Source organism: Dryocola sp. LX212 (assembly GCA_041504365.1).
Lineage (GTDB): Bacteria > Pseudomonadota > Gammaproteobacteria > Enterobacterales > Enterobacteriaceae > Dryocola.
In genome coordinates, this window is the sequence record CP167917.1 from 3,066,155 (window position 1) to 3,092,210 (window position 26,056).

General features: G+C 54.4%; 23 protein-coding genes. 11 read left to right on the forward strand and 12 right to left on the reverse strand.

Features of this window, described 5'->3' with window-relative positions; all coding sequences use genetic code 11:
* Window positions 1–63: 63 nt before the first annotated feature.
* Together ACA108_14900 and ACA108_14905 are read right to left on the reverse strand one after the other, a co-directional pair.
* Window positions 64–1,275, reverse strand: coding sequence for a serine hydrolase domain-containing protein (locus ACA108_14900; GenBank protein XEX94660.1), 1,212 nt, complete (start codon window positions 1,273–1,275; stop codon window positions 64–66).
* Between the two features lie 42 nt (window positions 1,276–1,317).
* Window positions 1,318–1,623 (reverse strand): hypothetical protein, encoded by a 306-nt coding sequence (locus ACA108_14905; protein XEX94661.1) that lies wholly within the window; start codon window positions 1,621–1,623, stop codon window positions 1,318–1,320.
* A gap of 620 nt (window positions 1,624–2,243) precedes the next feature.
* Here ACA108_14905 and ACA108_14910 point away from each other — a divergent pair.
* The 3 genes from ACA108_14910 to ACA108_14920 all read left to right on the forward strand — a co-directional run bounded on the left by ACA108_14910 (window position 2,244) and on the right by ACA108_14920 (window position 4,820).
* Window positions 2,244–3,155: a LysR family transcriptional regulator gene (locus ACA108_14910; GenBank protein XEX94662.1), complete on the forward strand. Its 912-nt coding sequence runs from the start codon at window positions 2,244–2,246 to the stop codon at window positions 3,153–3,155.
* Between the two features lie 33 nt (window positions 3,156–3,188).
* A complete protein-coding gene (locus ACA108_14915; protein ID XEX94663.1) occupies window positions 3,189–4,064 on the forward strand; it encodes a LysR family transcriptional regulator in 876 nt (291 codons plus the stop codon).
* A gap of 201 nt (window positions 4,065–4,265) precedes the next feature.
* Window positions 4,266–4,820 (forward strand): hypothetical protein, encoded by a 555-nt coding sequence (locus ACA108_14920; GenBank protein XEX94664.1) that lies wholly within the window; start codon window positions 4,266–4,268, stop codon window positions 4,818–4,820.
* Between the two features lie 158 nt (window positions 4,821–4,978).
* Here ACA108_14920 and gsiD read toward each other — a convergent pair whose 3' ends face one another.
* The 5 genes from gsiD to iaaA form a co-directional block, all read right to left on the reverse strand.
* A complete protein-coding gene (gene gsiD / locus ACA108_14925; protein XEX94665.1) occupies window positions 4,979–5,890 on the reverse strand; it encodes a glutathione ABC transporter permease GsiD in 912 nt (303 codons plus the stop codon).
* Between the two features lie 2 nt (window positions 5,891–5,892).
* The gene (gsiC, locus tag ACA108_14930; GenBank protein ID XEX94666.1) at window positions 5,893–6,813 is read right to left on the reverse strand and encodes a glutathione ABC transporter permease GsiC; all 921 of its coding nucleotides are present in this window, start codon (window positions 6,811–6,813) and stop codon (window positions 5,893–5,895) included.
* Window positions 6,814–6,913: 100 nt separating this feature from the next.
* Entirely contained in the window at window positions 6,914–8,452 is a 1,539-nt protein-coding gene (gene gsiB / locus ACA108_14935; GenBank protein XEX94667.1) for a glutathione ABC transporter substrate-binding protein GsiB, read from the reverse strand.
* Between the two features lie 23 nt (window positions 8,453–8,475).
* The gene (gene gsiA, locus ACA108_14940; protein XEX94668.1) at window positions 8,476–10,350 is read right to left on the reverse strand and encodes a glutathione ABC transporter ATP-binding protein GsiA; all 1,875 of its coding nucleotides are present in this window, start codon (window positions 10,348–10,350) and stop codon (window positions 8,476–8,478) included.
* Window positions 10,350–11,303: a beta-aspartyl-peptidase gene (iaaA, locus tag ACA108_14945; GenBank protein ID XEX94669.1), complete on the reverse strand. Its 954-nt coding sequence runs from the start codon at window positions 11,301–11,303 to the stop codon at window positions 10,350–10,352. Before iaaA ends, gsiA begins: the two co-directional genes overlap by 1 nt.
* Before the next feature lie 213 nt (window positions 11,304–11,516).
* Here iaaA and moeA point away from each other — a divergent pair, with 213 nt between their 5' ends.
* Entirely contained in the window at window positions 11,517–12,749 is a 1,233-nt protein-coding gene (moeA, locus tag ACA108_14950) for a molybdopterin molybdotransferase MoeA (protein XEX94670.1), read from the forward strand.
* Window positions 12,750–12,751: 2 nt separating this feature from the next.
* A complete protein-coding gene (gene moeB, locus ACA108_14955) occupies window positions 12,752–13,513 on the forward strand; it encodes a molybdopterin-synthase adenylyltransferase MoeB (GenBank protein ID XEX94671.1) in 762 nt (253 codons plus the stop codon).
* A 239-nt stretch (window positions 13,514–13,752) separates the two neighbouring features.
* Here the strand turns inward: moeB and ACA108_14960 are convergent, their stop codons facing one another.
* Window positions 13,753–15,348, reverse strand: coding sequence for an ABC-F family ATPase (locus tag ACA108_14960; protein ID XEX94672.1), 1,596 nt, complete (start codon window positions 15,346–15,348; stop codon window positions 13,753–13,755).
* A gap of 233 nt (window positions 15,349–15,581) precedes the next feature.
* Between ACA108_14960 and ldtB the strand changes: the two genes are divergently transcribed.
* The 6 genes from ldtB (at window position 15,582) to ACA108_14990 (ending at window position 20,926) form a co-directional block, all read left to right on the forward strand.
* Entirely contained in the window at window positions 15,582–16,502 is a 921-nt protein-coding gene (ldtB, locus tag ACA108_14965; GenBank protein XEX94673.1) for a L,D-transpeptidase, read from the forward strand.
* 176 nt (window positions 16,503–16,678) lie between these two features.
* Window positions 16,679–17,080, forward strand: a complete 402-nt coding sequence (locus ACA108_14970) for a CidA/LrgA family protein (protein XEX94674.1) — start codon at window positions 16,679–16,681, stop codon at window positions 17,078–17,080.
* Window positions 17,077–17,772: a CidB/LrgB family autolysis modulator gene (locus tag ACA108_14975; GenBank protein XEX94675.1), complete on the forward strand. Its 696-nt coding sequence runs from the start codon at window positions 17,077–17,079 to the stop codon at window positions 17,770–17,772. Before ACA108_14970 ends, ACA108_14975 begins: the two co-directional genes overlap by 4 nt.
* 130 nt (window positions 17,773–17,902) lie before the next feature.
* Window positions 17,903–18,787: a cytidine deaminase gene (gene cdd / locus ACA108_14980; protein ID XEX94676.1), complete on the forward strand. Its 885-nt coding sequence runs from the start codon at window positions 17,903–17,905 to the stop codon at window positions 18,785–18,787.
* A gap of 131 nt (window positions 18,788–18,918) precedes the next feature.
* A complete protein-coding gene (gene sanA, locus ACA108_14985) occupies window positions 18,919–19,638 on the forward strand; it encodes an outer membrane permeability protein SanA (protein XEX94677.1) in 720 nt (239 codons plus the stop codon).
* Window positions 19,639–19,939: 301 nt separating this feature from the next.
* Complete coding sequence (locus tag ACA108_14990; GenBank protein ID XEX94678.1) at window positions 19,940–20,926, forward strand: IS110 family transposase; 987 nt, start codon at window positions 19,940–19,942, stop codon at window positions 20,924–20,926.
* A 45-nt stretch (window positions 20,927–20,971) separates the two neighbouring features.
* On the opposite strand, the gene mglC is transcribed toward ACA108_14990, so the two are convergent.
* The 4 genes from mglC to galS form a co-directional block, all read right to left on the reverse strand.
* Complete coding sequence (gene mglC / locus ACA108_14995) at window positions 20,972–21,982, reverse strand: galactose/methyl galactoside ABC transporter permease MglC (protein ID XEX94679.1); 1,011 nt, start codon at window positions 21,980–21,982, stop codon at window positions 20,972–20,974.
* A gap of 20 nt (window positions 21,983–22,002) precedes the next feature.
* Complete coding sequence (gene mglA / locus ACA108_15000; GenBank protein XEX94680.1) at window positions 22,003–23,520, reverse strand: galactose/methyl galactoside ABC transporter ATP-binding protein MglA; 1,518 nt, start codon at window positions 23,518–23,520, stop codon at window positions 22,003–22,005.
* Between the two features lie 212 nt (window positions 23,521–23,732).
* Window positions 23,733–24,731: a galactose/glucose ABC transporter substrate-binding protein MglB gene (gene mglB, locus ACA108_15005; GenBank protein ID XEX94681.1), complete on the reverse strand. Its 999-nt coding sequence runs from the start codon at window positions 24,729–24,731 to the stop codon at window positions 23,733–23,735.
* Between the two features lie 292 nt (window positions 24,732–25,023).
* Window positions 25,024–26,046, reverse strand: a complete 1,023-nt coding sequence (galS, locus tag ACA108_15010) for an HTH-type transcriptional regulator GalS (GenBank protein ID XEX94682.1) — start codon at window positions 26,044–26,046, stop codon at window positions 25,024–25,026.
* Window positions 26,047–26,056: the final 10 nt, after the last annotated feature.

The following is a 26,056-nucleotide window of genomic DNA, read 5'->3' on the forward strand; positions in this document are numbered from 1 at the left end:
TTTTTGCGGCAGACTTTGATCCATCGCAAGCTGATTTACAGAGGGGAAATCAACCCATTTCGATCAGGCTGTAGAAGCTTTGGCGCAGGTTGCAACGGCGTTTTGCTCGCGCCACATCTGGCGTAGCACGCTGTGGCCAAGGTTGTTTTGCCAGGTGAAGCTGTTCTGCAAGACGACGACGGCAAAATGGTGTTTCCGGTCGATACCGATATAGCTCGAGTAGCCGCCGATATAGCCAACCTGGTATGTAATGGTCTGCTCATCAAAGGTGTCGCTGACCCAGGCGATATTCGCCGCCTCTTTCCTGCGCGGATAATAAACCTGCATGCTGTCGGCCATCGCCTTATCAATCACGGCGTCGCCGCTGCCGCTGAGATGCGCGGCGGCAAAGGTCAGCAGGTCGGCGGTATTGGTATACAGTCCGCCAGCCCCCAGCATGTTGCCGGTGAACCGCCAGTCGGGCACAACCTGGCCTGTGGGAATGAACTTCGGCTGGCTGCCCGCGTGGCCGATGGCCCTTACAGGAAAGGCTTTTAAGGTTTGCGGCGTGAAGCTGGTGCTTTGCAGGCCCAGCGGCTTAAACAGCAGATTGTCAGCGAGCTTGTCAGCACGCTGACCGGTCTGGTACTTCAGCACGTAGTCCAGCACGGCGTAGCCGAGATTGGAGTAGCGAGGCTCGTTGCCAGAAGGCTTAGAAAACGTCGCCAGATCGTCAATCACTCGATCGCTGTCCAGGTGCGGATAAAAGTTTTCGCCGCTGCCAAGATAGCGAACGAATGCGGCGAGCATTGGTAGATTCATGGTCTGCCGCGGCAGGCCGGAGGTGTGGGTCACGAGCTGCAGCAGGGTTATCCGCTTTGCATCGTCGCTGAGCGGCGTGCCCGGCGGCAACAATTGTTCCAGCGTATCCGACCAGCGCAGATGCCCCTGAGCTACCAGCACCGCCGTGGTTTCTGCGGTCATGCCTTTACTCAGTGAGCCGACGGCGAACAACGTTTCCTGATTCACCGGGTAATGATGCTCAGCATCCGTCACCCCGAAATACCAGTAGTGGCGCTGGTTGTGGGCATCAATGACCCCCACTGACATGCCCGGAGAGCGGAGATCAACCATTTTAGGCAGCCACTCGTTGATGTCGCGAGGTGACGGGTCACCGCATGCGCGCTGAGCTAACTGGGGGACTTCCACCTCCGGAGCAACGTTCGAGAGCGTACCGCAGCCCGTCAGCAGGCCGCTGAAAGTCACAATCAGCAGCGCCCCAGGCTTTACAGCCACAAATTTCTTCACGCGCGGTGGCTCATTGTCGTGCTCTTATGGTCAGTTGGCTGCAATACAAGGTTTAGCACTCAGTTCGACAAGCAGCGTTCGGTCATTCCCGGTTTTTTTCACGGCAATATTGCTACTGTGGTAGCGGTACAGCGCCTGGCCGCCGCTCATGTTCTGATAGGAGTAGCGTCGACCGTTATACCAGGCGTAATCGCCATCCAGCGCCAGCTTCTCGCCGCCGCAGACAAATTTCTGAGCGGTATCCGGCGGCGTGTTCAGCGGCGTCGGGATGACATTACAGGCAGACAGCAACAGCGAGCCGGCGAAAAGGCCGGTTAAAGCTAAAATCTTGTGCATTTCAGCGTCCTTTTAAAAGTTCGTTAACAGCGGTGGGCCTGGCGGCTGTGATAATAAAGCGTACCGCCGCGCTGAGCAAAATAAGAGATGTCGCAAAGCCACAGAAAAGGATGAAAGATCGGGTCCCGGCGCGGCTAACCGGACTTTAGGCGCCGCATGATCAGCGCTAAAAGTCACGGTTAACGGCAAGCCAGTAACGACATTCCATGAGAATAATAAATACTTATTTTTTTATTTTTAACATTAAGAGCTATAACCTAATAAGCAGGTCAGAATAAATTGACCAACATGGAATATTAATCGGTCGCGTCGAACGCAACTCAGGACGATAGCATAATTCAATATGCCAGCAAGTTTATATTTAAACGAATTTACCTCCTCACTGAAAAGATTGACTTTCAAAGGGTTACTTAAGAGTTTGCCATTAATAACATATCGCCAGCTTAGGCTCGGCGATCAAATCATTGTTTTTTCAACTGAAGATCGTTATATTTTATCCCCTTAAGTGCTTCACCTGTAAAATTCGCCAAAGTGATAAACATCCATTTCACTTATCAGGTTATTATTTATTTAATAGCAAGCAGATAGTGTAAACGTCACAAGCGTGTAAAAATACAACTATGCATAATAATATTGATTTGTCTCTGTTAAAAGTAATCAGTACCCTGGTCAGCTGCGGCAGCGTGACTAAAACCGCCGAAATATTAAATGTTTCACCGGGGGCGATCAGCTATTCATTAAATAAGGCTCGTTTCCAGACCGGCGCACATCTGTTTATTCGAACGCGTACCGGGATGAAGCCTGACTCCACCGCACTGGAATTAAGTCTGCGTTATCAAAAATTCAGCTCCAGCCTCTCTGAAAAGAAAGAGGTGGAACAGAGTTATCAACGCGATACATTAACGTTCAATACCTGGTCCCTGCTTGAGCTAATGCTGGCCTCCACCGATTCGCTGCCCGATGATAAGCCCTCGCCCTGGCGCCATGTTTTTCGTCCTTATGTCGAAAGCGTCGTGGAAAGAGTGAGGATCCTGCGCGAGGGAGAAATAGATATTGATATTGGTTCGAAGCTGCCCGCCGATGCAATGATAGGTAAAACAAAGTTATTTACATCCAAAGTCGCGATTGTTGCGGGTGCGAATAACCGTCATGCCGGTACGGCCTTTACCCTTGATGACTGGTACAGCAACCATCATGCCGTCTGGTCTGTGATGGTGGATTATTATACAACGGGTATTCACCAGACCAGCGCGGCGCTTAAACACTTTGACGCGCGGAAAATATCAGTCGTTTCAGGAAGCATTATCAACATGCTGACTTTTTGCGCCGCAACGGATTGTATTATGATTGTGCCGGCTTATTGCGTGCCAATCCTTGAGAAAAATTTCCAGCTGCGAAGCTTCACAATGCCGGAGGAGATCGAAACCTGGTACGACTGTTTTTTACATTTTAATAAGCAGCTGATAAATGAACCTGCGGCTATCGATTACCTGAATAAACTGCTCGGCAAAGTTAAAGCTTTATATGGTTAAGCCGTAAATCTAACGTGTTTTAAGAGAGAGAAAATGGAAGAGCTGAATATTAAGCAGTTAGCGATTATTAACGCGGTCATAGAATGTCAAAGCGCTGCACTTGCCGCACAGAAGCTCAACATTTCTCCCTCTGCCATCAGCTATACGCTCAATCAAGCAAGGAAATTTACTGGCCAGCAGCTGTTCACCCGCACGGCAAAAGGGTTGAAGGCTAACCCGGAAGTTTACGCGTTACAGAAAAAATATCAGCAGATATCGTCCCTGAACTCTTCGCGCAGCGATTTTATTATTACCACCTATTCCCCTATCGAAATGATTCTCTCTCAGCATCTTTATAAGATGATAAGGCGAACGGATACTACTTCCCTGCGCTTTATTACCATGGACAGCAATGAAGACAACCGGCTGATGAAGCTCAAGCACCGGGAGGTGGATATCGATATCGGTGGCAAGTTACCCGACGACAAATCCATCGTCTGCGCCCGATATCTGCACTGTGACGTCCACGTTCTGGTTAATAAAGCTCATCCGACCATCGGCAACAGCTTCTCGATGGAGGACTGGCAGCAGAATCAGCATTTGCGCTGGCGGCGGGATGTAGGCAGCATTGCCGATATTGTGGACGGACTCAAATCCTCTGAATCCCTGATGGCGAGCCGCGTTACGGCCTATGAGAGCGCAAACCTGCTGACGCTGGCGGCCATTTGCTCCCGTAGCCCTCATATCATGCTGATGCCCGAGATATTCATTCCATCGCTGCAGAAGATATTCCCGGTGAAACACTTCAGGCTGCCGGATAGCCACTCGTTAACCTTTGATTGCCATCTCCATTATCACCGTTCTATGGCAGCCAGTATCAGCCAGCTGGCGATTTTTAATGCTTTTCATCAGGGTAGAGCAAAAATTTAGCCTGCCCACAGCAGTTATAATCGCAATGCTATTTCTTTAAATTTAACATTCAAATGATCAACGGGCGCTCAGGGTTTACCTGTTCCCCCATACACTATAAGGTTAAAGCTAATTAGCGATAGCCAGCAGGATTACGAAAATTTTCGCCAAATAATGAATAACGCAAAGCACACTTACTTTTTGTAATACAAGGTTTACTCTATGAAATTTGACGTCATCAGTGACAATTACTTCTACTGCGAAGGAATAAAATCATCCCAGAACCAGGTACATTATGTTCTTGATCATGAAGATGTTAATCTTTTTTTCGCCAGCTTCACCCAGACAAATCATCTGATTATTGCCCTCAGAAACATGCACTTACGCGGCGTGGTTATTGAATTCTGTCGGGCAAACCAGGCCAAATATGTCGTGCTGCTGGAAGATATGATTAAAAATGACTGGTTTGAAATCGATAACGTTATCTATTTTTCAATGGACAGTTCTCAGCAGCATATTCGCAAAATAATCACTTCCCCGATTATGAGCAAGGGTGATAAACTCACGCAGCGTGAATTGGATATTCTGCCCCACGTGCATTTAAACAATACAACAATGGCATCGATGCTTAATTTGTCGCAAAAAACCGCCAGCGGCTACAAAATCATTCTCAAGCGGAAGCTAAAAATGAAGGCCTTTAACTCCTTAGCCCTGACGCGAATGAAGAATGCCATCATGTGTACCGACACCGAAGGCCAGCGCTATTTAGCGTCTTAATCCGTCGCGGTTAAACAGCAAACGCTTAGCATTATTATCACCAGAAATTTCGTTCCTGTTCCGCTGAAACAGAAAGGCTATTCCTGAAATGAGGCCAATGCTAAGCGTTTCATTTGTGACCCTGCCCCTCCCCCGAAACGGATCGAGGGGCATCGCCTTCATCCCTTGATCTTCGGATCCAACGCGTCCCGCAGCCCGTCCCCCAGCAGGTTAAATGCCAGCACCGTCAGGAAAATGGCCAGGCTCGGGAAAATAGCCACATGCGGGGACATCACCATATCCGCTCGCGCTTCGTTAAGCATTGCGCCCCACTCTGGCGTAGGAGGCTGCGCACCAAGCCCGAGAAACGACAGGCTCGCCGCTGAAATTATCGACGTGCCAATGCGCATCGTAAAATAGACCACGATGGACGACACTGTACCCGGCAAAATATGGCGGAAGATAATGGTCCAGTCAGATGCGCCGATGCTGCGGGCCGACTCGATAAACGTCTGGTGTTTGAGCACCAGCGTATTTCCACGCACCAGACGGGCAAAAGCCGGAATGCTGAAAATCGCCACGGCGATAATCACATTCGCCATGCCGCTGCCCATGATTGCCACCACGGCAATCGCCAGCAGAATACCGGGGAAAGCAAAGAGCACGTCGCAGATGCGCATAATGACCCTGTCCCACCAGCCTTCGTAGTACCCCGCCAGCAGGCCAAAGAAGGTGCCGATAACCGCACCGATTAAAACAGAGAACACTCCCGCCGCCAGCGATATCTGCGCACCGATCAGCACGCGGCTGAAAATATCCCGCCCCAGTGAATCCACGCCGAACCAGTGCAGCATCGACGGGCCGTCGTTAAGCCTGTCGTAATCGAAGTAGTTTTCAGCATCGAACGGGGCGACCCAGGGGGCAATCAGGGCAACAGCGATCAGCAGCAAAACGAAAATGCCTGCGGTCACCGCCACCGGCTGCCTGCGCAGACGCCGCAGAAACTCATGCCACGGTGTGCGTACCCTATCGGGCCGCACAAGCGGCAGCGCATTAAGCACGGCCTGACGTCGCCAGTTAAATAGTCGCATCCTTACTTGTACCTGATTGCAGGGTTAATGGCCGCGTAAAGCAGATCCACTACCAGATTGATAACAATAAACTCCAGCGAAAAGAGCAGCACTTCCGCCTGGATTACCGGGTAATCGCGCATTTCCACCGAGTCCACCAGCAGGCGCCCCAGCCCAGGCCAGTTAAAGACTTTCTCTACGACGATAGAGCCGCCGAGCAAAAAGCCAAACTGGAGGCCCATCATGGTGACCACCGGGATCATCGCGTTGCGCAGGCCATGTTTGATCACCACCAGCGTTTCGCTCACCCCTTTCGCGCGGGCGGTACGCATGTAATCTTCCTGCAGGACGTCAACAAACGACGCGCGCGTGAAGCGGGCCATGACTGCAGCCACCGCGGCGCCCAGGGTGACGGAAGGTAAAATATAGTGCTGCCAGGTGTCGGCCCCAACCGTGGGCAGCCAGCCCAGCTCGACGGAAAAGACCTGCATCAGCAGCATCCCCAGCGCAAACGCCGGGAAAGAGATCCCCGACACGGCGATGGTCATGCTCAGCCTGTCCGGCCAGCGGTTGCGCCAGACGGCGGAGACAATGCCGGCAAACAACCCAAAAATCACCGCCCACACCATGCTGGTCAGCGTCAGCCAAAGCGTCGGCATAAAGCGGCTGGCAATCTCCTCTGAAACCGGGCGGTGCGACACCATCGAGGTGCCGAAATCGCCCTTCAGCACGCTGCAGATAAAGTGCAGGAACTGCTGCCAGAGCGGAAGATCCAGGCCCAGCTGTTTACGCACCAGCTCAATGACCTGAGCATCCGCTTCCGGCCCGGCAATAATCCGTGCAGGGTCGCCCGGCAGCATGTGGACAAACAGAAACACCAGCACCGCCACGATTAGCAGCGTAGGAATGAGACCCAGCAGGCGCTTGAGGAAATAGTTAAACAAGAAAGCTCCGTTCACGTAGGGCGGGTAGCACAACCGCTACCCGCCGTGTTCCCGGTGGATGACGCTTGCGCTTACCCACCCTACAACACCAGCTCCGGTGCTATTTCAAATCCGCATCGTCAAAGCTGAACCCGGTATCCGGCATCACGTAGAAACCGGTCAGGTTCTTGCTATGGGCGGACACCAGTTTTTCCACCACCAGCGGCACCCACGGGGACTCTTTCCAGATGGTATCCTGGGCGTCATTGTAGAGCTTCGCCTTCTCGTCGCGGTTGGTGGTTTTCAGCGCGTCCGTCAGTTCTTTATCTACCTGCGGGTTGCTGTAGAACGCGGTATTGAACAGCGTTGGCGGCCAGTTCTGCGAGGCAAACAGCGGCGACAGCGCCCAGTCCGCTTCGCCGGTGGAGGCCGTCCAGCCGGTGTAGAACATTCTTACGCCGCTTTCGGCCTGCCCTTTGCCTTCCACTTCGGCGGAGCGCTGACCGGCATCCATCGCCGTCACTTTCACCTTGATGCCCACCTGCGCCAGCTGCTGCTGGGTAAACTGGAGGACCTTCTGCGCGGTGCTGTGGTTGTGGGAGGACCAGAGCGTGGTTTCAAATCCGTTCGGGAAGCCCGCTTCCTTCAGCAGCGCCTTCGCCTTAGCCGGATCGTACGGCCACGGCTTGTATTTTTCAGAGAAGTCGATGGACGGCGGCACCACGCCCTCCGCCGGGGTCGCATAGCCCGCAAAGGCCACCTTCACCAGCGCCTGACGGTTGATAGCGTAGTTAATCGCCTCGCGCACCTTCGGATTATCAAACGGCTTCTGCGTCACGTTCATGCTGATATAGCGCTGCATGATGGACGGTGAAGCAACCAGATCCAGCTTGTCGTTTTTTTCCAGTCGCGCGGCCTGCTCGTAAGGGATGGGGAAGGCGAACTGCGCTTCGCCGGTTTGCAGCATTGCCGCACGAGTATTGTTGTCCACCACCGGACGCCAGGTGATGGTGTCCAGCAACGGCCGGCCCTGCTTCCAGTAGCCGGTAAATTTCTTCACCTTCACGAAATCCGTCTGGTTCCAGGTATCAAGCTGGTAAGGGCCGGTCCCCACCGGGTGGAAACCAATATCTTTGCCGTATTTTTTTAGCGCCGCGGGGGAGATCATCGCCGTCGCCGGATGGGCAAGAATATTGATAAACGCTGAGAACGGCTGTTTAAGGGTAATGTTTACCGTGGTCACATCTACCGCTTCGGTTTTTGCGATGGCCTTATAAAGGTTGTAGCGCTTAAGGTGGTTTTCCGGGTCACTTGCGCGGTCGAGGTTTACCTTAACCGCTTCGGCGTTAAAGTCCGTGCCGTCCTGGAACTTCACGTCAGGACGCAGTTTGATGGTGTAAACCAGCCCGTCGTCAGAGACTTTATAGCTCTCCGCCAGCACGTTTTGCAGCTTCATGTCCTTATCGAGGCCAAACAGCCCCTGGTAAAACGACTTCGCCACCGCCTGGGAGAGCGTGTCGTTGGCGTCGTAAGGATCGAGCGTGGTGAAGTTAGAGGCAACCGCTACCACGACATCCTTGGCAGCAAACGCCGGTGCGGCGAAGACCGAGGTCGCGAGGCCCGCCGCCAGCAGCCATTTAGTATGCATGTTCAGTTTCATTGTTATTCTCCTGTTATCCCTGCCTAAATACGGTTATCGCTGCTGCCTATCGGGTGGCGGGCGACAAAATGCCCCGGCCCAACGGCAACCAGCGGTGCGACGAGCGGTGCATCCCCGATGCTGCGCGTGTTGCTCGGGATCTCATCGGAAAGTAAAACGGGTATTGGCCGACGGTGCGCCGGATCCGCAACCGGCACGGCCGCCATCAGCTTACGGGTATACGGATGCTGCGGGTTTTCAAACACCTGGCGACGCGGACCAATTTCGACGATCTGCCCCAGATACATCACCGCCACGCGGTGGCAGATCCTCTCCACCACCGCCATGTCGTGGGAGATAAACAGAAAAGCGATGCCAAACTCGCGCTGTAAATCGAGAAGCAAATTAATTATTTGCGCGCGGATAGACACGTCCAGCGCCGAAACCGACTCATCGGCAATGACCACCTTTGGATTTAGCGCCAGCGCCCTCGCGATACATATACGCTGCCGCTGCCCGCCGGAAAACTCGTGCGGGTAGCGCCACGCGTGTTCGGGCAGTAACCCCACCCGCTCCAGCAGCCACGCCACTCGCTTCTCCGCCTCCACTTTTGGCATAACGTTGTGGACCAGCAATGGCTCCATGATGGAGTAGCCAACCGTCAGGCGCGGGTCGAGCGAGGCATAAGGATCCTGAAAGATAAACTGAATGTCTTTGCGGACGTGCTGCATCTGCGCGTTGTGCAGATTATCAATGCGCTGGCCGTTGAAGCTGATGCTCCCGCCCTGATTTTCAACCAGCCGCAGCAGGGAGCGGCCTGTGGTGGATTTACCGCTGCCGGATTCGCCCACCAGCCCCAGCGTTTCGCCCGGCCACAGGTCGAAGCTCACCTTTTCTACCGCATGAACCTGCTTCGTCACGCGGTTCAGAATGCCGCTGCGGATATCAAAGCGGGTGGTCAGATCCCGGACTTCAAGAACGGGGCCAGCCCCTTCGGGAAGGGTGTCCTGCTCGGTTTCCGGCTCACGCTTATCTGGTTCGTTCTGATTAAGGAGGGGGAATTTGCGCGGTAGATCGGAGCCGTTCATTGAACCAAGGCGCGGCACGGCGGAGAGCAGGGCTTTGGTGTATGGATGAACGGGCGCACGAAATATTTGCTCAACGCTGCCTGTTTCCACCGCTTCCCCGCGATACATCACCAGCACGCGGTCGGCGATGTTCGCCACCACGCCCATATCGTGGGTGATAAAGATTACGCCCATCTGCATTTCATCCTGCAATACGCGGATGAGCTGGAGGATCTGTGCCTGAATGGTGACGTCCAGCGCCGTTGTCGGTTCATCGGCAATCAACACCGCCGGGCGGCACGAGAGCGCCATGGCGATCATCACTCGCTGGCGCATCCCGCCGGAGAGCTGGTGCGGATAGCGGCCCAGAATGGCCTTCGCCTCGGGGATACGCACGCGCTCCAGCATCCGCTGGGCCTCCAGCAGCGCTGCTCGTTTATCCATGCCCTGATGCAGACGGATAGATTCAGCGATTTGCTCCCCCACAGGGAACACCGGGTTGAGCGAGGTCATCGGCTCCTGAAAAATCATCGCGATATCCGCGCCGCGTACGTCGCGCATCTGCGCGTTGCTCAGCTCGTTGGGGTTAATGACCTGCTTATTGCGCCGGCGCAGAAGGAAATCGCCGCTGTTCACCAGCCCCCCGGACTGCTCCAGCAGGCGCATCAGCGCCAGCGCGGTCACCGACTTCCCAGAGCCGGACTCACCGACGATAGCCAGCGTTTCCCCACGCTTAAGATCGAAAGAGAGGTTGCGCACTGCGTCGGTATACGCCTTCTCCTGGCGAAAACGAATGTTCAGGCCGCTGATGGAGAGCACCCGATCCTCAGGCAGTTCATGGCTGTGCGGCATCAGCACTCCCGGTCACGGTAAATACCCACGCTCGGCGCGTCGCCCGCATAGCCGTAGCCGCGATACATTCCTTCGCTGTTGAACGGCAGCGCCACGTTGCCTTCGTTGTCGATAGCAATCACCCCGCCTTCGCCCTCCAGCGCCGGGAGCTTTTCCATCACCACGCGTTCGGTGGCCTGGTGCAGGCTCAGCCCGCCGTATTCCATTAGCGCGGCGATGTCGTAGGCGGCAAGCGTGCGCATAAATACCTCACCCGTGCCGGTGCAGGAGACGGCGACGTTGGCATTGTTGGCATAGCAGCCCGCGCCGATAATCGGTGAATCGCCCACCCGGCCGGGCTGTTTATTCGTCATGCCGCCGGTAGAGGTGGCGGCAGCAAGGTTACCGAATTTATCCAGCGCGACTGCGCCGACGGTGCCGAATTTCTGGTCTGGATCGAGAGGCTCACCGCCGGAGTGGTCCAGCACGGTCTGGTGATTATCCCGCGCACGCTGGAGCTGTTCCCAACGTTCCGGTGTAGAAAAGACGTCCGCTGAAACGGCTTCAAGCCCCTGCTGCTGAGCAAAAACTTCTGCGCCCTCACCGATTAACAGCACGTGCGGACTGTGCTCCAGCACCTTTCGGGCGGCAAGAATGGGGTTGCGGATATGGCTGACGCCCGCCACGGCCCCGGCGTTCAGCGTGTTGCCATCCATGACGCAGGCATCCAGCTCATGGGTGCCCGTATGGGTAAATACCGCACCGACTCCCGCATTGAAGAGCGGGTTTTCTTCCAGCAGGCGTACCGCCTCTGTGACGGCGTCCAGCGCGCTGCCGTCGGCTTCGAGAATCGCCTGACCCGCTTCGATTATTTCTGATAATGCCCGGATGTACTGCTGCTCTTTCTCAACGCTCAGCTGCGAGCGCGTGATGGCACCTGCTCCGCCGTGGATGGCGATTACCGCTTTGTTCATAACGACATAGCCTTGTCATAGTTATCTGGGGCTGCGTTTTTCTATAAATATCAGAATCGTTGCGAAATCCTCATACGATTTTTGAATATAGAAAGATGTAAAAGTGTTGTAAAGAAAATCGACCTCACGCCGGCCCCCGAATGGAACATTCAGTCGCTGGGCTTTATCTGCCATAATATGCCCCTCACTTTGCCCCCGCCGCAGGAGTTTTTCATGGAATATACCGCCGGGCTGATCCCCCTTGAAGCCGCGATGGAGCAGATGCTTTCACGCATCATGCCTGTCACTGAAACCCAGACCGTTCCTTTATTAGGGGCTAACGGGCGCATCACCGCGCACCCTGTCACGTCGCCAATTGACGTCCCTGGCTTTGATAACTCCGCGATGGACGGCTACGCGGTGCGCATGAGCGATATCGCCACGGGCGGCGCGCTGCCGGTTGCCGGAAAAGCTTTCGCCGGGCAGCCGTTTACCGGCGAGTGGCCGGAAGGAACCTGCGTAAGAATTATGACCGGTGCCCCGGTGCCAGCGGGCGCGCAGGCGGTGGTTATGCAGGAAGAGACGGAGGTGACCGAAAGCGGCGTGCGCATTAACGCAGCCGTCACCAACGGTCAGAACATTCGTCGGCGCGGTGAAGATATTCGTCAGGATGGCAGCGTGCTGCCAGCCGGTAAGAAACTGACCGCCGCCGAACTGCCGCTTATCGCCTCGCTGGGTATCCCGGAAGTCGAAGTCGTCCGCAAAGTGCGCGCTGCGGTATTTTCTACTGGCGATGAACTCCAGCTGCCGGGCCAGCCGCTCGGCGAAGGGCAAATCTACGATACCAACCGCCTTGCGGTGCACCTGATGCTCGAGCAGCTGGGCTGCGAAGTTATCGATTTAGGGATTATTAAGGATGATCCTGAAGCACTGCGCGCCGCTTTTATCGAGGCGGACAGCAAGGCGGATGTGGTTATCAGCAGCGGCGGCGTCTCCGTCGGTGAAGCCGATTACACAAAACAGCTGCTCGAAGAGCTGGGTGAAGTCGGCTTCTGGAAGCTGGCGATCAAGCCGGGTAAGCCTTTCGCCTTTGGGCGTCTGCAAAACAGCTGGTTCTGCGGCCTGCCGGGCAACCCCGTCTCTGCAGCCCTCACCTTCTATCAGCTCGTGCAGCCGCTGCTGGCTAAGCTCAGCGGCCAGCAGGGTAACGCGCTACCGCCGCGCCAGCGCGCCCGCACCGTAGGCCGCCTGAAAAAAGCGCCGGGTCGTCTGGATTTCCAGCGCGGCATTATGCGCAGGGCGGAAGACGGCCAGCTGGAAGTGCTCAGCACCGGCCATCAGGGATCGCACATCTTCAGCTCATTCAGCCAGGCGAACTGCTTTATCGTGCTGGAGCGCGAGCGCGGCAGCGTGGAAGCCGGTGACTGGGTGGAGATCGAACCGTTTAACGCGCTGTTCGGAGGCTGACCGTGGCAGAAGAGCTCAGCGACGGCGAAATGCTGCGCTACAACCGGCAGATTATTCTGCGCGGCTTCGACTTTGACGGGCAGGAAGCGCTGAAGGCAGCCCGCGTGCTGGTCGTCGGCCTCGGCGGCCTGGGCTGTGCCGCCGCGCAGTATCTTGCGGCGGCAGGCGTGGGGCATCTCACGCTGCTGGATTACGACACCGTGGCGCTGTCCAATCTGCAACGTCAGACCCTGCACAGCGATGCGACCATCGGAAAGCCAAAGGTGGAGTCCGCCCGCGACGCGCTGGCGGTTATCAACCCTCACGTTTCGCTTGCGGTTATCAACGCCCTGCTTGATGAGCAACGGCTGGCGGATGAAGTTGCTGGCCACGATCTGGTGCTGGACTGCACGGATAACGTGGCTATCCGCAATCAGCTGAACCACTGCTGTTTTCAAGCTAAGAAGCCGCTGGTCAGCGGTGCAGCTATCCGCATGGAAGGGCAAATCAGCGTCTTTACGTATCAGGAAAAGGAACCCTGCTACCGCTGCCTGAGCCGCCTGTTTGGCGAAAATGCTCTGACCTGCGTCGAGGCGGGCGTGATGTCCCCGCTGGTGGGCGTAATAGGTTCGCTGCAGGCGATGGAAGCGATAAAGCTGCTGGCGAACTACGGCACCCCGGCGAGCGGAAAAATAGTGATGTACGACGCCATGACCTGCCAGTTCCGCGAGATGAAACTGACGAGGAATGCGCAGTGCGAGGTTTGTGGCTCTCACTCATCTTAAGAAAGGTTTTTCGCAGATCGGGACAGCATAACGCCACGACCTGCGAACGGTATCATCGGCAATTCTTCTTTTGCAAAACGTTGGACAAACCGTAGCGCTGCGAAAACAGCTGGCTGTCGCTGTGGGAAGCATTTTACTGACGGAAGAAATGATTTGATAAATATGGCGCGACAGTGCGGAACGCAGAGGGAACCTCCTCCACGCGGGGTGGAGGAGATCCTGATTAATGAAGGTACTGCTTAGCCGTCTATACCTTTACTGCGCAGGTAATCTTCATACCCACCGGTAAAGTCGATAACGCGCTCTGGGGTGATCTCGACGACGCGGGTAGCCAGGGAGCTGACGAATTCACGGTCGTGGGAGACGAAGATCAGCGTGCCAGGATACATTTCCAGCGCCATGTTCAGCGACTCGATGGATTCCATATCCAGGTGGTTTGTGGGTTCATCCATGACCAGCACGTTCGGGCGTTCCATCATCAGCTTGCCGAACAGCATACGGCCCTTCTCACCGCCGGACAGCACTTTGGCAAGCTTTTTGATATCGTCCTGGCTAAACAGCAGACGGCCAAGGATGCTGCGCACGGCCTGCTCGTCATCGCCTTCTTGCTTCCACTGGCTCATCCAGTCAAAGACGGTCAGGTCGTTTTCGAATTCGTATTCATGATCCTGTGCGTAATAGCCGATCTGCACGTTCTCGGACCATTTAACCGTTCCGGCATCCGGGGTCAGTTCGCTCACCAGGGTTTTCAGGAAGGTCGTTTTACCCACGCCGTTGGTGCCCAGCACCGCAAGCTTCTCCCCCACTTCCAGCAGCATGTTAACGCCTTTGAACAGCGGGCCTTCGTCGAAGCCTTTTGCCAGCCCTTCCACTTCCAGCGCGTTACGGAACAGCTTCTTGTCCTGCTCAAAGCGGATGAACGGGTTCTGACGGCTGGAGGCCTTCACTTCATCAAGCTTGATTTTATCAATCTGACGGGCGCGAGAGGTAGCCTGACGGGATTTTGATGCGTTAGCGCTAAAGCGGCTGACGAAGGATTGCAGGTCGGCAATCTGCGCCTTTTTCTTCGCGTTATCGGACAGCAGGCGCTCGCGAGCCTGGGTTGCTGCCGTCATGTATTCGTCGTAGTTGCCCGGATAAACGCGCAGCTCGCCGTAGTCCAGATCCGCCATGTGGGTACAAACCATGTTCAGGAAGTGGCGGTCGTGGGAAATGATGATCATGGTACTGTTGCGCTCGTTGAGCACGGTTTCCAGCCAGCGAATAGTGTCGATGTCGAGGTTGTTCGTCGGTTCATCGAGCAGCAGGATGTCCGGGTTAGAGAACAGCGCCTGCGCGAGCAGCACACGCAGCTTCCAGCCCGGTGCGACTTCGCTCATTGGGCCGTAGTGTTGCTCCACCGGAATGCCTACGCCCAGCAATAATTCGCCAGCACGCGCTTCGGCGGTGTAGCCATCCATTTCGCCATATCTGGATTCCAGGTCGGCCACTCGATAGCCGTCTTCTTCGCTCATCTCCGGCAGCGCATAGATGCGGTCGCGCTCTTCTTTTACCTCCCAGAGTTCGGCGTGGCCCATGATCACCGTATCAAGCACGGTAAATTTCTCAAAGGCGAACTGATCCTGGCGCAGCTTACCGATGCGCTCGTTAGGATCGAGTGAGACGTTACCCACGGTTGGGTCGAGATCGCCACCGAGGATCTTCATAAAGGTGGACTTACCGCTACCGTTAGCGCCAATCAGGCCGTAGCGATTGCCGCCGCCAAACTTGACGGAGATGTTTTCAAACAGCGGCTTACTGCCGAACTGCATAGTGACGTTACTGGAAACTAGCACAGAGATGTCCTGATAAATGAGGTGTGTAATTTGTGATATCTCCCTCATTATGCCATAAGTGCGGTCGTGGATCGCGTTGCTTGTACACTGTCTAAAGTTTAATCGATATGAAAAAAATGTGATTTCAGCCACATCTGATTTCCCAGACAGATGGAATGCACATATAATGCGCGGCTGAACCGTACCTTATACTCAACTAACTAGCCTGTCTGGCCATAAATACTACGCACATCATGAATATGAAAATACGCACAATTTTACTGGCATTTGTGGCTGCGGTGTCTTTCTGCAAAACAGCCTCTGCAGTGACTTATCCTCTGCCTACCGATGGCAGCCGTCTGATTGGACAAAACCAGGTGATTACGATCCCTGAAGGTAGCACCGCTCCGCTTGAAGAGTTTGCGGCGCAGTACCAGATGGGCCTGTCTAACATGCTGGAAGCCAACCCTGGCGTTGACCCTTATCTGCCGAAAGGCGGCACCATCCTGAACATTCCTCAGCAGCTTATCCTGCCGGACACGGTTCATGAAGGTATCGTTATCAACAGTGCTGAAATGCGTCTCTACTACTATCCGAAAGACACCAACACGGTTATCGTGCTGCCTATCGGTATTGGCCAGCTGGGCAAAGACACCCCCATCAACTGGACCACGAAAGTAGAACGTAAGAAAGCAGGCCCGACCTGGACGCCTACCGCTAAGATGCACGCGGAATACGCAGCGGCGGGTACGCCACTGCCAGCCGTTGTGCCAGCCGGCCCGGACAACCCTATGGGTCTGTACGCGCTGTATATCGGTCGCCTGTATGCTATTCATGGCACCAATGCCAACTTCGGTATCGGCCTGCGCGTAAGCCACGGCTGCGTACGTCTGCGTAACGAAGACATCAAGTTCCTGTTCGAGAATGTACCGGTCGGTACTCGCGTGCAGTTTATCGATGAGCCCGTTAAAGCAACCGTAGAGCCGGACGGCACCCGTTACATTGAGGTGCATAATCCGCTGTCGACTACCGAAGCACAGTTCAATTCCGGCGAAATCGTGCCAATTACGCTGAAAGATAACGTAACCGCGATCACCGCTCAGCCAGACGTTGACACCAACGTTATTGACCAGGCGATTCAGAACCGTTCCGGTATGCCGGTGCGTCTGAACTAAACTGCCTTCAGCGGTAATGAGGCGACCTCCGGGTCGCCTTTTTTATTGTCTGGGGGTCAGGCATGCTGGAACGTTACTTTCAGGAATATTTGGTATGCTCAAAAGTCATGATGTGATCGCTAGCACAATTTTAGATTTAATTGTATGATGAATGCGTTTATTAAGGGGTCATCTCCATGCGTAACTCGCTCACCGTAATCTGGCAATTTCTGAGATCGTTTATTCTGATTTACCTGTGCTTATATGCCGGTATCGCCCTCTCCTCCGTGCTGCCGATTGCCATTCCCGGCAGCATTCTTGGCATGCTGATTCTATTTTTGCTGCTCTCTTTACAGATCCTGCCCGCAAAATGGGTCAAGCCAGGCTGCCATCTTTTTATCCGTTATATGGTGCTGCTGTTCGTGCCAATTGGGGTCGGCGTTATGCAGTATTTCGACGTGCTGCGTGCGGAATTCGCGCCGATTATCGTCTCCTGTACGGTGAGCACGCTGCTGGTCTTAGCGATCGTAAGCTGGAGTTCCCATCTGGTGCACGGCGAACGCAAAGTGATAGGTGAAGCGGAGGGCGATCAAAAATGATTCATTATATCTGGTGGTCCCTGCCGTTAACGCTTGTCGTCTTTTACTGCGCACGCATGCTGGCGGTTCGCTTCCCCACTCCGCTGCTCAATCCGCTGCTGGTCAGCATGGCTATCCTCATCCCGTTCCTGGTGCTCACCGGCATTCCCTACGAGCATTATTTCCTGGGATCGAAGGTACTTAACGATCTGCTGCAGCCTGCGGTCGTCGCGCTGGCCTTCCCGCTTTATGAGCAGCTGCATCAGATCCGCGCGCGCTGGAAATCAATTATTACCATCTGCTTTATTGGCAGCCTGGTGGCGATGGTTACCGGCACGAGCATTGCGCTGATGATGGGCGCGCCCGTACAGATCGCCGCCTCTATCTTGCCTAAGTCCGTCACCACCCCGATCGCCATGGCCGTCGGCGGCAGCATCGGCGGCGTACCGGCGATTAGCGCCGTCTGCGTTATTTACGTCGGCATTCTTGGTGCCGTACTGGGCCATACGCTGCTGAATATCATGCGCATCAAAACCAAAGCCTCCCGCGGGCTGGCCATTGGCAGCGCGGCGCATGCGCTGGGTACCGCCCGCTGCGTGGAGATGGATTTCCAGGAAGGGGCGTTCAGCTCGCTGGCGCTGGTTATCTGCGGGATCATTACCTCGCTGCTCGCGCCTTTCCTGCTGCCGGTAATCGTGTCGTTATTTGGTTAAAACTTGCGAGAGATCGCGCATTTTCAGTTTTTATTTCATCTGTTGCATTTGCAATTAGATACCGATCACATATAAAGCCTTATAAGCACCGTAAACTACGGTTCCATAACCTGATATGAGGCTCAGATAGATGCGTTCTCGTTTTGATGCTGCTTTTGCACAGCTCCCGGCTTCGCTGCAGGCCGCTCTGCTTCCCCTGCTTGCCGATGACCACTTCCCTGCCATGATTTGCGCGCAGGAAGTGGAAGCGATAAAGCACCAGACCGGACTGGATGATGATGCGCTGGCCTTCGCCCTTCTTCCTCTTGCTGCCGCCTGCGCGCGCGCGGCAATCTCCAATTTTAACGTCGGGGCCGTCGCCCGCGGCGTGAGCGGCAATCTCTATTTCGGTGCCAACATGGAATTTGCCGGGGCCACCATGCAGCAAACCGTCCACGCCGAGCAAAGTGCCATCACCCACGCCTGGATGCGCGGTGAAAAAGGTCTGGCTTCGATTACCGTAAATTACACGCCGTGCGGCCACTGCCGCCAGTTCATGAATGAGCTGAACAGCGGTGTGAAGCTGCAGATCAACCTGCCTGGCCGCAAGCCCGCCACCCTTGGCGACTATTTGCCGGACTCTTTCGGCCCGCGCGACCTGGCTATCGAAAAGCTGCTGCTCGATGATTTGGACCACGGGTACAAAGTTGAAGGCGATGAGATCAGCCAGGCAGCCATCAAGGCAGCAAACCGCAGCCATGCGCCTTACAGCAAAGCGCCTGCTGGCGTGGCGCTCGCCCTGCGCGACGGCAAAATCATCGCGGGCAGCTACGCGGAAAACGCGGCGTTCAACCCGTCTCTGCCTCCGCTTCAGGCTGCGCTGAATCTGCTTAGCCTTTCAGGCTATGAGTACGGCGATATCCAGCGCGCGGTGCTTGCCGAACGTGCTGATGCTCCACTCACGCAGTGGGACGCCACCGCCGCCACGCTGAAAGCCCTTGGCTGCCTGAATATCGACCGCCAGCTGCTGGCCTGAACCTTCTTTGCGGGTGTAACCCCACCCGCACTGCTGAAATTTACCTCAACCAAAACCGCTTATCTTGCTCTTCCCCCCCAGGTAAAGTAGCCTTGAATAAAATTTCATCCAAACCACGAGTCCGTAAGTCCATGTTGAAGCGCTTGTTTTATAGCCTGTTAGTCCTCATCGGCTTGACTGCGTTGACTGCGCTTGCCCTCGATCGCTGGATGAGCTGGAAAACCTCCCCCTATGTCTACGACGAACTGCAGGACCTGCCCTATCGCCAGGTCGGTGTCGTGCTCGGCACCGCCAAGTATTACCGCACCGGGGTCATTAACCAGTACTACCTCTACCGTATTCAGGGCGCGCTGAACGCCTACAACAGCGGCAAGGTTAACTACCTGCTGCTAAGCGGCGATAACGCGCAGTCCAGCTATAACGAACCAAGAACGATGCGCAAGGATTTGATCGCCGGAGGCGTTGACCCGGCCGATATCGTGCTGGATTATGCCGGTTTCCGTACGCTCGACTCGATTGTGCGCACCCGAAAAGTGTTCGACACCAACGACTTCATCATTATTACCCAGCGTTTTCACTGCGAGCGCGCGCTTTTCATTGCTCTGCATGAAGGCATTCAGGCACAGTGCTACGCCGTCCCGTCACCGAAAAATATGCTGTCCGTACGCATGCGTGAATTTGCCGCCCGGCTGGGGGCCATTGCCGATGTGTATATTTTTAAGAGCGAGCCGCGCTTTCTGGGGCCGCTGATCCCGATCCCGGCTCAGCATGAAGTCCCGGACGACGCCCAGGCCTACCCGGCGGTGACGCCGGAACAGCTGCTGGAGCGGCAGAAAAAAGAGAAGAAGTGACGTAAGGCGGGGATGATTCGTAGGGAGGATAAGCCTGCGTCATCCGCCATATATCGAGTTCGGGACGGTGGATGACACTTCGTTTATCCACCCTTGTATCTTGAACCGGTAGCTGGTTAGCTACCGGTTACACGAAACGGAGGAAGCTTGTATCCACCCTGAAGACGCCGATCTTTCTTTGTAGCTTAAGCCCTCCGTTTCACCTTTCACGTCACTCAAAATCCGAACGGTAACCAGAAGCTCTGACTTCGTATGTACAAGGCTGGAATGACGTGTTGGCTCAGGTGAAAGGAGACAAAATATGTTCACTCTCGGTGTTGATGTCAGTAAAAATAAAATCGATATCTGTCTGCTTGCTGCTGGTGTTAAAGGCAAGAAAAAGCACAAGGTTTTCACCAATGAACCCGGCGTGGCCCGTAGGGTCACGGACTGGCTCGACGCTCAGAAGTGCCCGTCTGATAGCGTCACCGTGGTACTGGAAGCGACCGGTATCTATCACGAGAACCTGGCATACGGTCTTCATGATGCCGGTGTTAAGGTCTGTATGGCCAATCCCCACCGCGTGCGCGAATTTGCCTGTGGGATGAATATCCTCACCAAAAACGACAGGGTTGATGCCTTCGTTCTGGCCTGTTACGGCGAGCTGAAACACCCGGAACCCTGGGTGCCTCCATCGCCTGAAGTTCGCAAGCTCAGGGCACTCCTGCGTCAGCGCGATGCGCTGAAAGAAGACGTTCAGCGGACGGCAAACCGGCTGGAAAAAGCCCACTCCACGGCCACGCCGCGGGAAGTTATCACCTCGCTCCAGCGGACTCACAGCTGGTTGAGCGACGAGCTGGAGCGGATAGAAAGGCTCATTACAGACCACACGGACAACGATCCGGGGCTGAAAGCAGATCTTGATCTGCTGAAATCGATTAAGGGTGTAAAGGATCAGGTAGGCCGGGAAATGCTGGCTATCCTGAAAGACGGCGCGTTCAGAAGTGCCTCGCAGGTGGCGGCGTATCTGGGCATCACACCGGTGGAAAAAACGTCGGGAAGCTCGGTGCGTGGGCGTCCTCACATGTCGAAAACAGGGCCGTCGGGGATAAGAGCGAAGCTGTATGTGGCGGCAATGAGCGCCAGCCGGTGGAATAAACCGGCGAAAGAGATATACGAAAGGCTGATAGCGAGAGGGAAGGCAAAGAAGGCGGCGCTGGGTGCAGTAATGCGCAAGCTGGTGCACATGTGCTTCGGGGTGCTGAAAACACGCCTGCCATGGGATGAAAATTATGCAGCTACCGCTTGACGTTCAAGACGGTAGCTACATTGACCTGCAGGGTGGATTCGTTTCTTACTTCTTACGAGCGTACTTTAGTGAATCCAGGGCAACCGCGAAGATAATAATCGCGCCCTTGATGATGTACTGCCAGTAAGGGTTCACGCCGATATAGGTCAGACCGTAGTTGATAACGGTGAAGATGATAACACCGGTCACCACGCCGACAACCGTCCCTACCCCGCCGCTGAACGACACGCCGCCTACCACGCAGGCCGCAATCGCATCCAGCTCGTACATAAAGCCGAGGTTGTTGGTTGCCGAACCGATACGCCCCGCTTCCAGCATCCCACCGAAGGCGTAGAACACGCCGGACAGCGCATAGATCATAATCAGGTTCAGGCCGACGTTAACGCCGGACACTTTCGCCGCTTCCGGGTTGCCGCCTATAGCAAAGATGTTTTTGCCAAAGCGAGTTTTGTTCCACAACACCCATACGAACATCACCGCAAACAGCGCGTAGAACGTGATGTAGGAGAGACGGAACGTCCCTAAGGCGATGAACCCCTGGGTAAATGTCGAGAAGTTAGAGTCAAAGCCGGAGACCGGCGACGCCCCTACGAAGTCGTAATACAGGGAGTTGATCCCGTAAACGATGATCATCGTACCCAAAGTGGTGATAAACGGCGTCACGTTCAGGTAGGCAATGATAATGCCGTTAATCAGGCCAATGATCGCGCCTACGGCACAGACAATCAGCAGCACCACCGGAATAGGCATGGTCGCCATATCCGGGAATACTTTATTGACGTTATCCATCGACTGCAGAAGCGTTGCCGCGATTACCGCCGCGAGGCCTACCTGGCGTCCGGCAGACAGGTCGGTCCCCTGGGTAACAATCAGGCCCGCCACGCCCAGCGCGATAATAATACGCACAGAAGACTGAGTCAGGATGTTACTTAAGTTCAGCAAGCTTAAAAATGTCGGATCCTGGAAAATAATGATCGCCAGCAGCACCAACAAAACGACATAAATGCCGCCTTCTTTCAGATAAGTTAGAAAACTTTTCTTATTTAACGCACTCATTTTCAATAGCCCCTAAATTATCAAAGGTGCACAGACGCAAGACGTAATATTTCGTTCTGCGTGGTTGTTTTAGTGTCTACAATTCCCGCAACGAGGCCATTGCTCATTACCAGAATACGGTCTGTAATCCCTAACAACTCCGGCATTTCGGACGAAATAATGATGATTCCTTTCCCTTTTTTAGCCAGCTCAGCAATCAGCTGGTAAATTTCAAACTTCGCTCCCACGTCGATACCGCGCGTAGGTTCATCAAGCATTAAAATTTCCGGCTGGGTTAATAACCAGCGGCCAATAATAACTTTCTGCTGGTTGCCACCTGACAGCGAACCAATTGACGTGCGGTGCCCTGGTGTTTTCACACGCATGGAGTCGATAACCCACTGGGTATCGCTTTTCATACGGCTATTATCGAGCAGACCAATTTTGTTTTTATAGTTGCGAATATTTGAAATCAGCGAGTTAAAACCGATATCCAGGTAAGCATAAATGCCAGTAGAGCGGCGCTCTTCGGTCACTAACGCAAAGCCATGGTTAATCGCTTCGTTGGCGCTGTGGTTATTAATTTTTTTGCCGTGTAGAAAAATGGTACCGGATGATTTTTCACGAATACCAAACAGCGTTTCCACAATGTCGGTACGCTTCGCGCCCACCAGGCCGGCAATCCCCAGAATCTCCCCTTTATGCAAATCAAAAGAGACATCGCGGATAGAGGGCTGACGCAGCGAGGTCAGGTTGCGCACCTCCAGAATCACTTCCCCCGGCACGTTTGACTTGTCCGGAAAGCGCTGGTTTAGGGAGCGGCCAACCATCATGGAGATGATTTTATCCATGTCCAGCCCTTCCAGCGGCTGGGTGGCGATCCACTGTCCGTCACGCAAAATCGTAATTTCATCGCACAGCTGGAATATCTCTTCCATTTTATGGGAGATATAAACGATACCGCAGCCACGCTCTTTTAATTTGCGAATAATTTTAAAGAGGTGGTTAACTTCTTTTTCCGTCAGGGAGGACGTTGGCTCATCCATTATGACGATTTTGGCGTTATAGGAAAACGCCTTGGCAATTTCGATCATCTGCATTTGTGATACGGATAGCGTGCCAACGCGGGCGCGCGGATCGATATCAATATCCAGCTCGTCGAAAATGTCTTTTGTGTCGCGGTACATTTTATCCTGATCGACAAATACGCCTTTGGTTGGGTAACGCCCCAGCCACATATTGTCCATCACGGTACGTTGCAGAACCAGGTTCAGCTCCTGGTGCACCATTGAAATACCGTTCTCCAGCGCCTCTTTCGTGCTGTTGAAATTTACTTCTTGTCCCTGAAAAAGAATACTGCCGGAATCCTTACTGTAGATCCCAAAAAGGCATTTTAATAATGTTGATTTACCCGCCCCGTTCTCACCCATCAACGCGTGAATGGAATGAGGACGAACTTTTAAATTGACATTATCCAGTGCCTTTACGCCGGGGAAAGACTTGTTGACGTTAGTCATTTCCAACAAGAATTCAGGCGTCGCTGTCTGATTGCTGACCATAGTTATACCTGGCTGCGAAAGTGTTGCTGAGCGTAAAACCTGTCCGGGCACGGTTAACGCACCCGGACATAACATTGCTAACCGTAATGCCCTAAATAATTCGAGTTGCAGGAAGGCAACAAGCTCGGGAATCCCCAGGAACTTACATCAAGTAAGTGACTGGGGTGAGCGAGCGCAGCTAACGCACCTGCGGCTCGAAGTATGACGGGCATTTATTTGTTTGAGAACTGCGCCAGGTTGTCTTTATCAACGCCGACGTAAGGAATACGCACGATCTTGTTTTCAATCTTCCAGTTCGTGCCTTCTGCCGCAGGTTTGCCCGCCGCCAGGTTTTTCGCCAGATCGAAGGTGGCTTTCGCCTGGTTGTTGGCATCGTTCAGCACGGTTCCGGCCAACGCACCGGATTTTACCAGCGCCAGCGCTTCAGGCAGGGCATCCACGCCGAAGACCGGAATAGAAGATTTGTTGTGTGCTTTCAGCGCTTCTACCGCACCCATTGCCATCGCATCGTTGTTGGCGATAACCACTTCGATTTTGTTAGCGTTCGGGCCGGACATCCACGCGTCCATCTTATCTTTCGCCTGGGCGGTGTCCCACATCGCAGTATCTAACTGCAGCTGCTGGGTTTTCAGGCCCTTGGTGTTCAACTCTTTGATAACGTAGGTAGTACGGGCTTCAGCATCCGGGTGGCCCGGCTCGCCTTTGAGCAGCACGAACTGAATCTGGCCGTCTTTGTTCAGATCCCAGGCCGGGTTTGCCGCCCAGTGTTTCGCAATCAGGTCGCCCTGAATGATGCCGGACTCTTTAGAGTCGGTGCCTACGTAGTACGCTTTATCGTAGCTATCCAGCGCTTTACGTGAAGGTTCTTTGTTGTAGAAAACAATCGGGATGTTCTGGCCACGGGCTTTTTCAATGACCGTGCCTGCCGCTGCCGGGTCAACCAGGTTGATGGCCAACGCCTTCACGCCTTTCGCCAGCAGTACGTCGATCTGGTCGTTCTGCTTGGACTGGTCGTTCTGGGAGTCGTTCATCAGCAGCTCAACGTCCGGGCTTGCTTTGGCGTCTTTCTCAATTGCTTTGCGCACGACCGACATGAAGTTATCGTCGTATTTGTAGATGGTCACGCCGATACGGGTATCAGCAGCGTGAGCAGCCGTGCCAAAAAGCATGCAGGACATAACGGCGGACAGGGTCAAAACCTTCTTATTCATGGTATCTCCGGTTTTTTTGCAGGGTAGTGCTTAGTGAGCTTCAGGCAGGGCAGTAATGTTATGAAAACGTTACTGAATGCCGAAAATTATCCTAAAAAAATAAGCTTCCGTGTTCTGTAACGATCCTGTACTGCATTTTATGGCTGCTTTTTAGCTTGATACCTATAGTGAAACTGATTAATCACCGTTACATATAGTTTCAGCCTATAAAACGCTGACATCATAGACAGCGTTATGTTAATTAACTGTGAATTTACTCACAAATTGAAACCGGTTACATCAAAGTCTTTAATCAGAGAGTGATCGGCCCCACAATTTGCTTTGGCGAGACGGAATGACGACGCACAAGAGTCGGCATAAAACAGTGCGTTGCCGTAGCGTCTATGGTCCCTGCCGCCCCCTGCAACGCCAGCTCCGTCGCCAGCCGGGCCATTGAAACGATGGGATAGCGAACGGTGGTCAGCTGCGGGTCCGTGTAACGGGCAATAGGGATATCATCAAAGCCGATGACTGAAACATGATGCGGCACGACAATGCCGTTATCTTTCAGCGCCGTCAACGCGCCCGCCGCCATGCTGTCGTTATAGGAAAACACCGCGCTGAGCTGCAGATTGCGCCCGAGCAACTCAACCATGGCCGCCTCGCCGCCCTGCATATCCGGCGACCCCACGCCAACCCAGCTTTCCGGAGCCGCAATCCCCTGCTCTGACAAGCCACGCAGCCACCCTTCCCGACGCTGATCGTTATCTTCAATGTTGTGGCTGGAGGCAAGATAGCCGATGCGCTGATGCCCCTGATTGAACAGCATGCGCGTGGCCATTAAAGCCCCGCTTACGTTGTCGAGGCCTACGCAGCGATGCGCGTAGCCCGGCACGATGCGGTTGATCAGCACCATGCCTGGAATGTGCTCAAGGAATTCGGCAAGCTCTTCGTCGCTCAGCGCCTTAGCGTGCACAATCAGCGCGTTGCAGCGCTGGCGGATCAGCACCTCAATGGCGTGACGCTCTTTTTCTTCCTGGTGGTAGCTGTTGCCGATCAGCACATATTTGTTGTGCTCTTGTGCCACTACGTCCACCGCTTTAACCAGCGCGCCAAAGAAGGGGTCGGAAACATCCATCACCACCACGCCAATAGTGTCGCTCACCTGGGTAGCAAGCGCCTGGGCGTTAGCGTTGGGGCGGTAACCGGTCTGGTTCACGGCCCGCATCACGCTTTCACGCGTTTCCGGGCTGACCAGCGCGCTGTTGTTCAGGACGCGGGAAACGGTCGCCACGGAAACACCGGCAATGCGTGCAACGTCACGGATGGTGATCATGGTTGTCACC

What these genes read in the sequence shown, in the direction of transcription:
- ACA108_14915 (XEX94663.1), top strand. Translation starts at nt 3,189, where the DNA reads ATGGAAGAGCTGAATATTAAGCAGTTAGCGATTATTAACGCGGTCATA.
- cdd (XEX94676.1), top strand. Translation starts at nt 17,903, where the DNA reads ATGCGTTCTCGTTTTGATGCTGCTTTTGCACAGCTCCCGGCTTCGCTG.
- mglA (XEX94680.1), bottom strand. Translation starts at nt 23,520, where the DNA reads ATGGTCAGCAATCAGACAGCGACGCCTGAATTCTTGTTGGAAATGACT.
- mglB (XEX94681.1), bottom strand. Translation starts at nt 24,731, where the DNA reads ATGAATAAGAAGGTTTTGACCCTGTCCGCCGTTATGTCCTGCATGCTT.
- ldtB (XEX94673.1), top strand. Translation starts at nt 15,582, where the DNA reads ATGAATATGAAAATACGCACAATTTTACTGGCATTTGTGGCTGCGGTG.
- ACA108_14990 (XEX94678.1), top strand. Translation starts at nt 19,940, where the DNA reads ATGTTCACTCTCGGTGTTGATGTCAGTAAAAATAAAATCGATATCTGT.
- gsiB (XEX94667.1), bottom strand. Translation starts at nt 8,452, where the DNA reads ATGAAACTGAACATGCATACTAAATGGCTGCTGGCGGCGGGCCTCGCG.
- iaaA (XEX94669.1), bottom strand. Translation starts at nt 11,303, where the DNA reads ATGAACAAAGCGGTAATCGCCATCCACGGCGGAGCAGGTGCCATCACG.
- galS (XEX94682.1), bottom strand. Translation starts at nt 26,046, where the DNA reads ATGATCACCATCCGTGACGTTGCACGCATTGCCGGTGTTTCCGTGGCG.
- ACA108_14975 (XEX94675.1), top strand. Translation starts at nt 17,077, where the DNA reads ATGATTCATTATATCTGGTGGTCCCTGCCGTTAACGCTTGTCGTCTTT.
- gsiD (XEX94665.1), bottom strand. Translation starts at nt 5,890, where the DNA reads ATGCGACTATTTAACTGGCGACGTCAGGCCGTGCTTAATGCGCTGCCG.
- ACA108_14970 (XEX94674.1), top strand. Translation starts at nt 16,679, where the DNA reads ATGCGTAACTCGCTCACCGTAATCTGGCAATTTCTGAGATCGTTTATT.
- sanA (XEX94677.1), top strand. Translation starts at nt 18,919, where the DNA reads ATGTTGAAGCGCTTGTTTTATAGCCTGTTAGTCCTCATCGGCTTGACT.
- moeA (XEX94670.1), top strand. Translation starts at nt 11,517, where the DNA reads ATGGAATATACCGCCGGGCTGATCCCCCTTGAAGCCGCGATGGAGCAG.
- ACA108_14920 (XEX94664.1), top strand. Translation starts at nt 4,266, where the DNA reads ATGAAATTTGACGTCATCAGTGACAATTACTTCTACTGCGAAGGAATA.
- gsiA (XEX94668.1), bottom strand. Translation starts at nt 10,350, where the DNA reads ATGCCGCACAGCCATGAACTGCCTGAGGATCGGGTGCTCTCCATCAGC.
- mglC (XEX94679.1), bottom strand. Translation starts at nt 21,982, where the DNA reads ATGAGTGCGTTAAATAAGAAAAGTTTTCTAACTTATCTGAAAGAAGGC.
- ACA108_14905 (XEX94661.1), bottom strand. Translation starts at nt 1,623, where the DNA reads ATGCACAAGATTTTAGCTTTAACCGGCCTTTTCGCCGGCTCGCTGTTG.
- ACA108_14910 (XEX94662.1), top strand. Translation starts at nt 2,244, where the DNA reads ATGCATAATAATATTGATTTGTCTCTGTTAAAAGTAATCAGTACCCTG.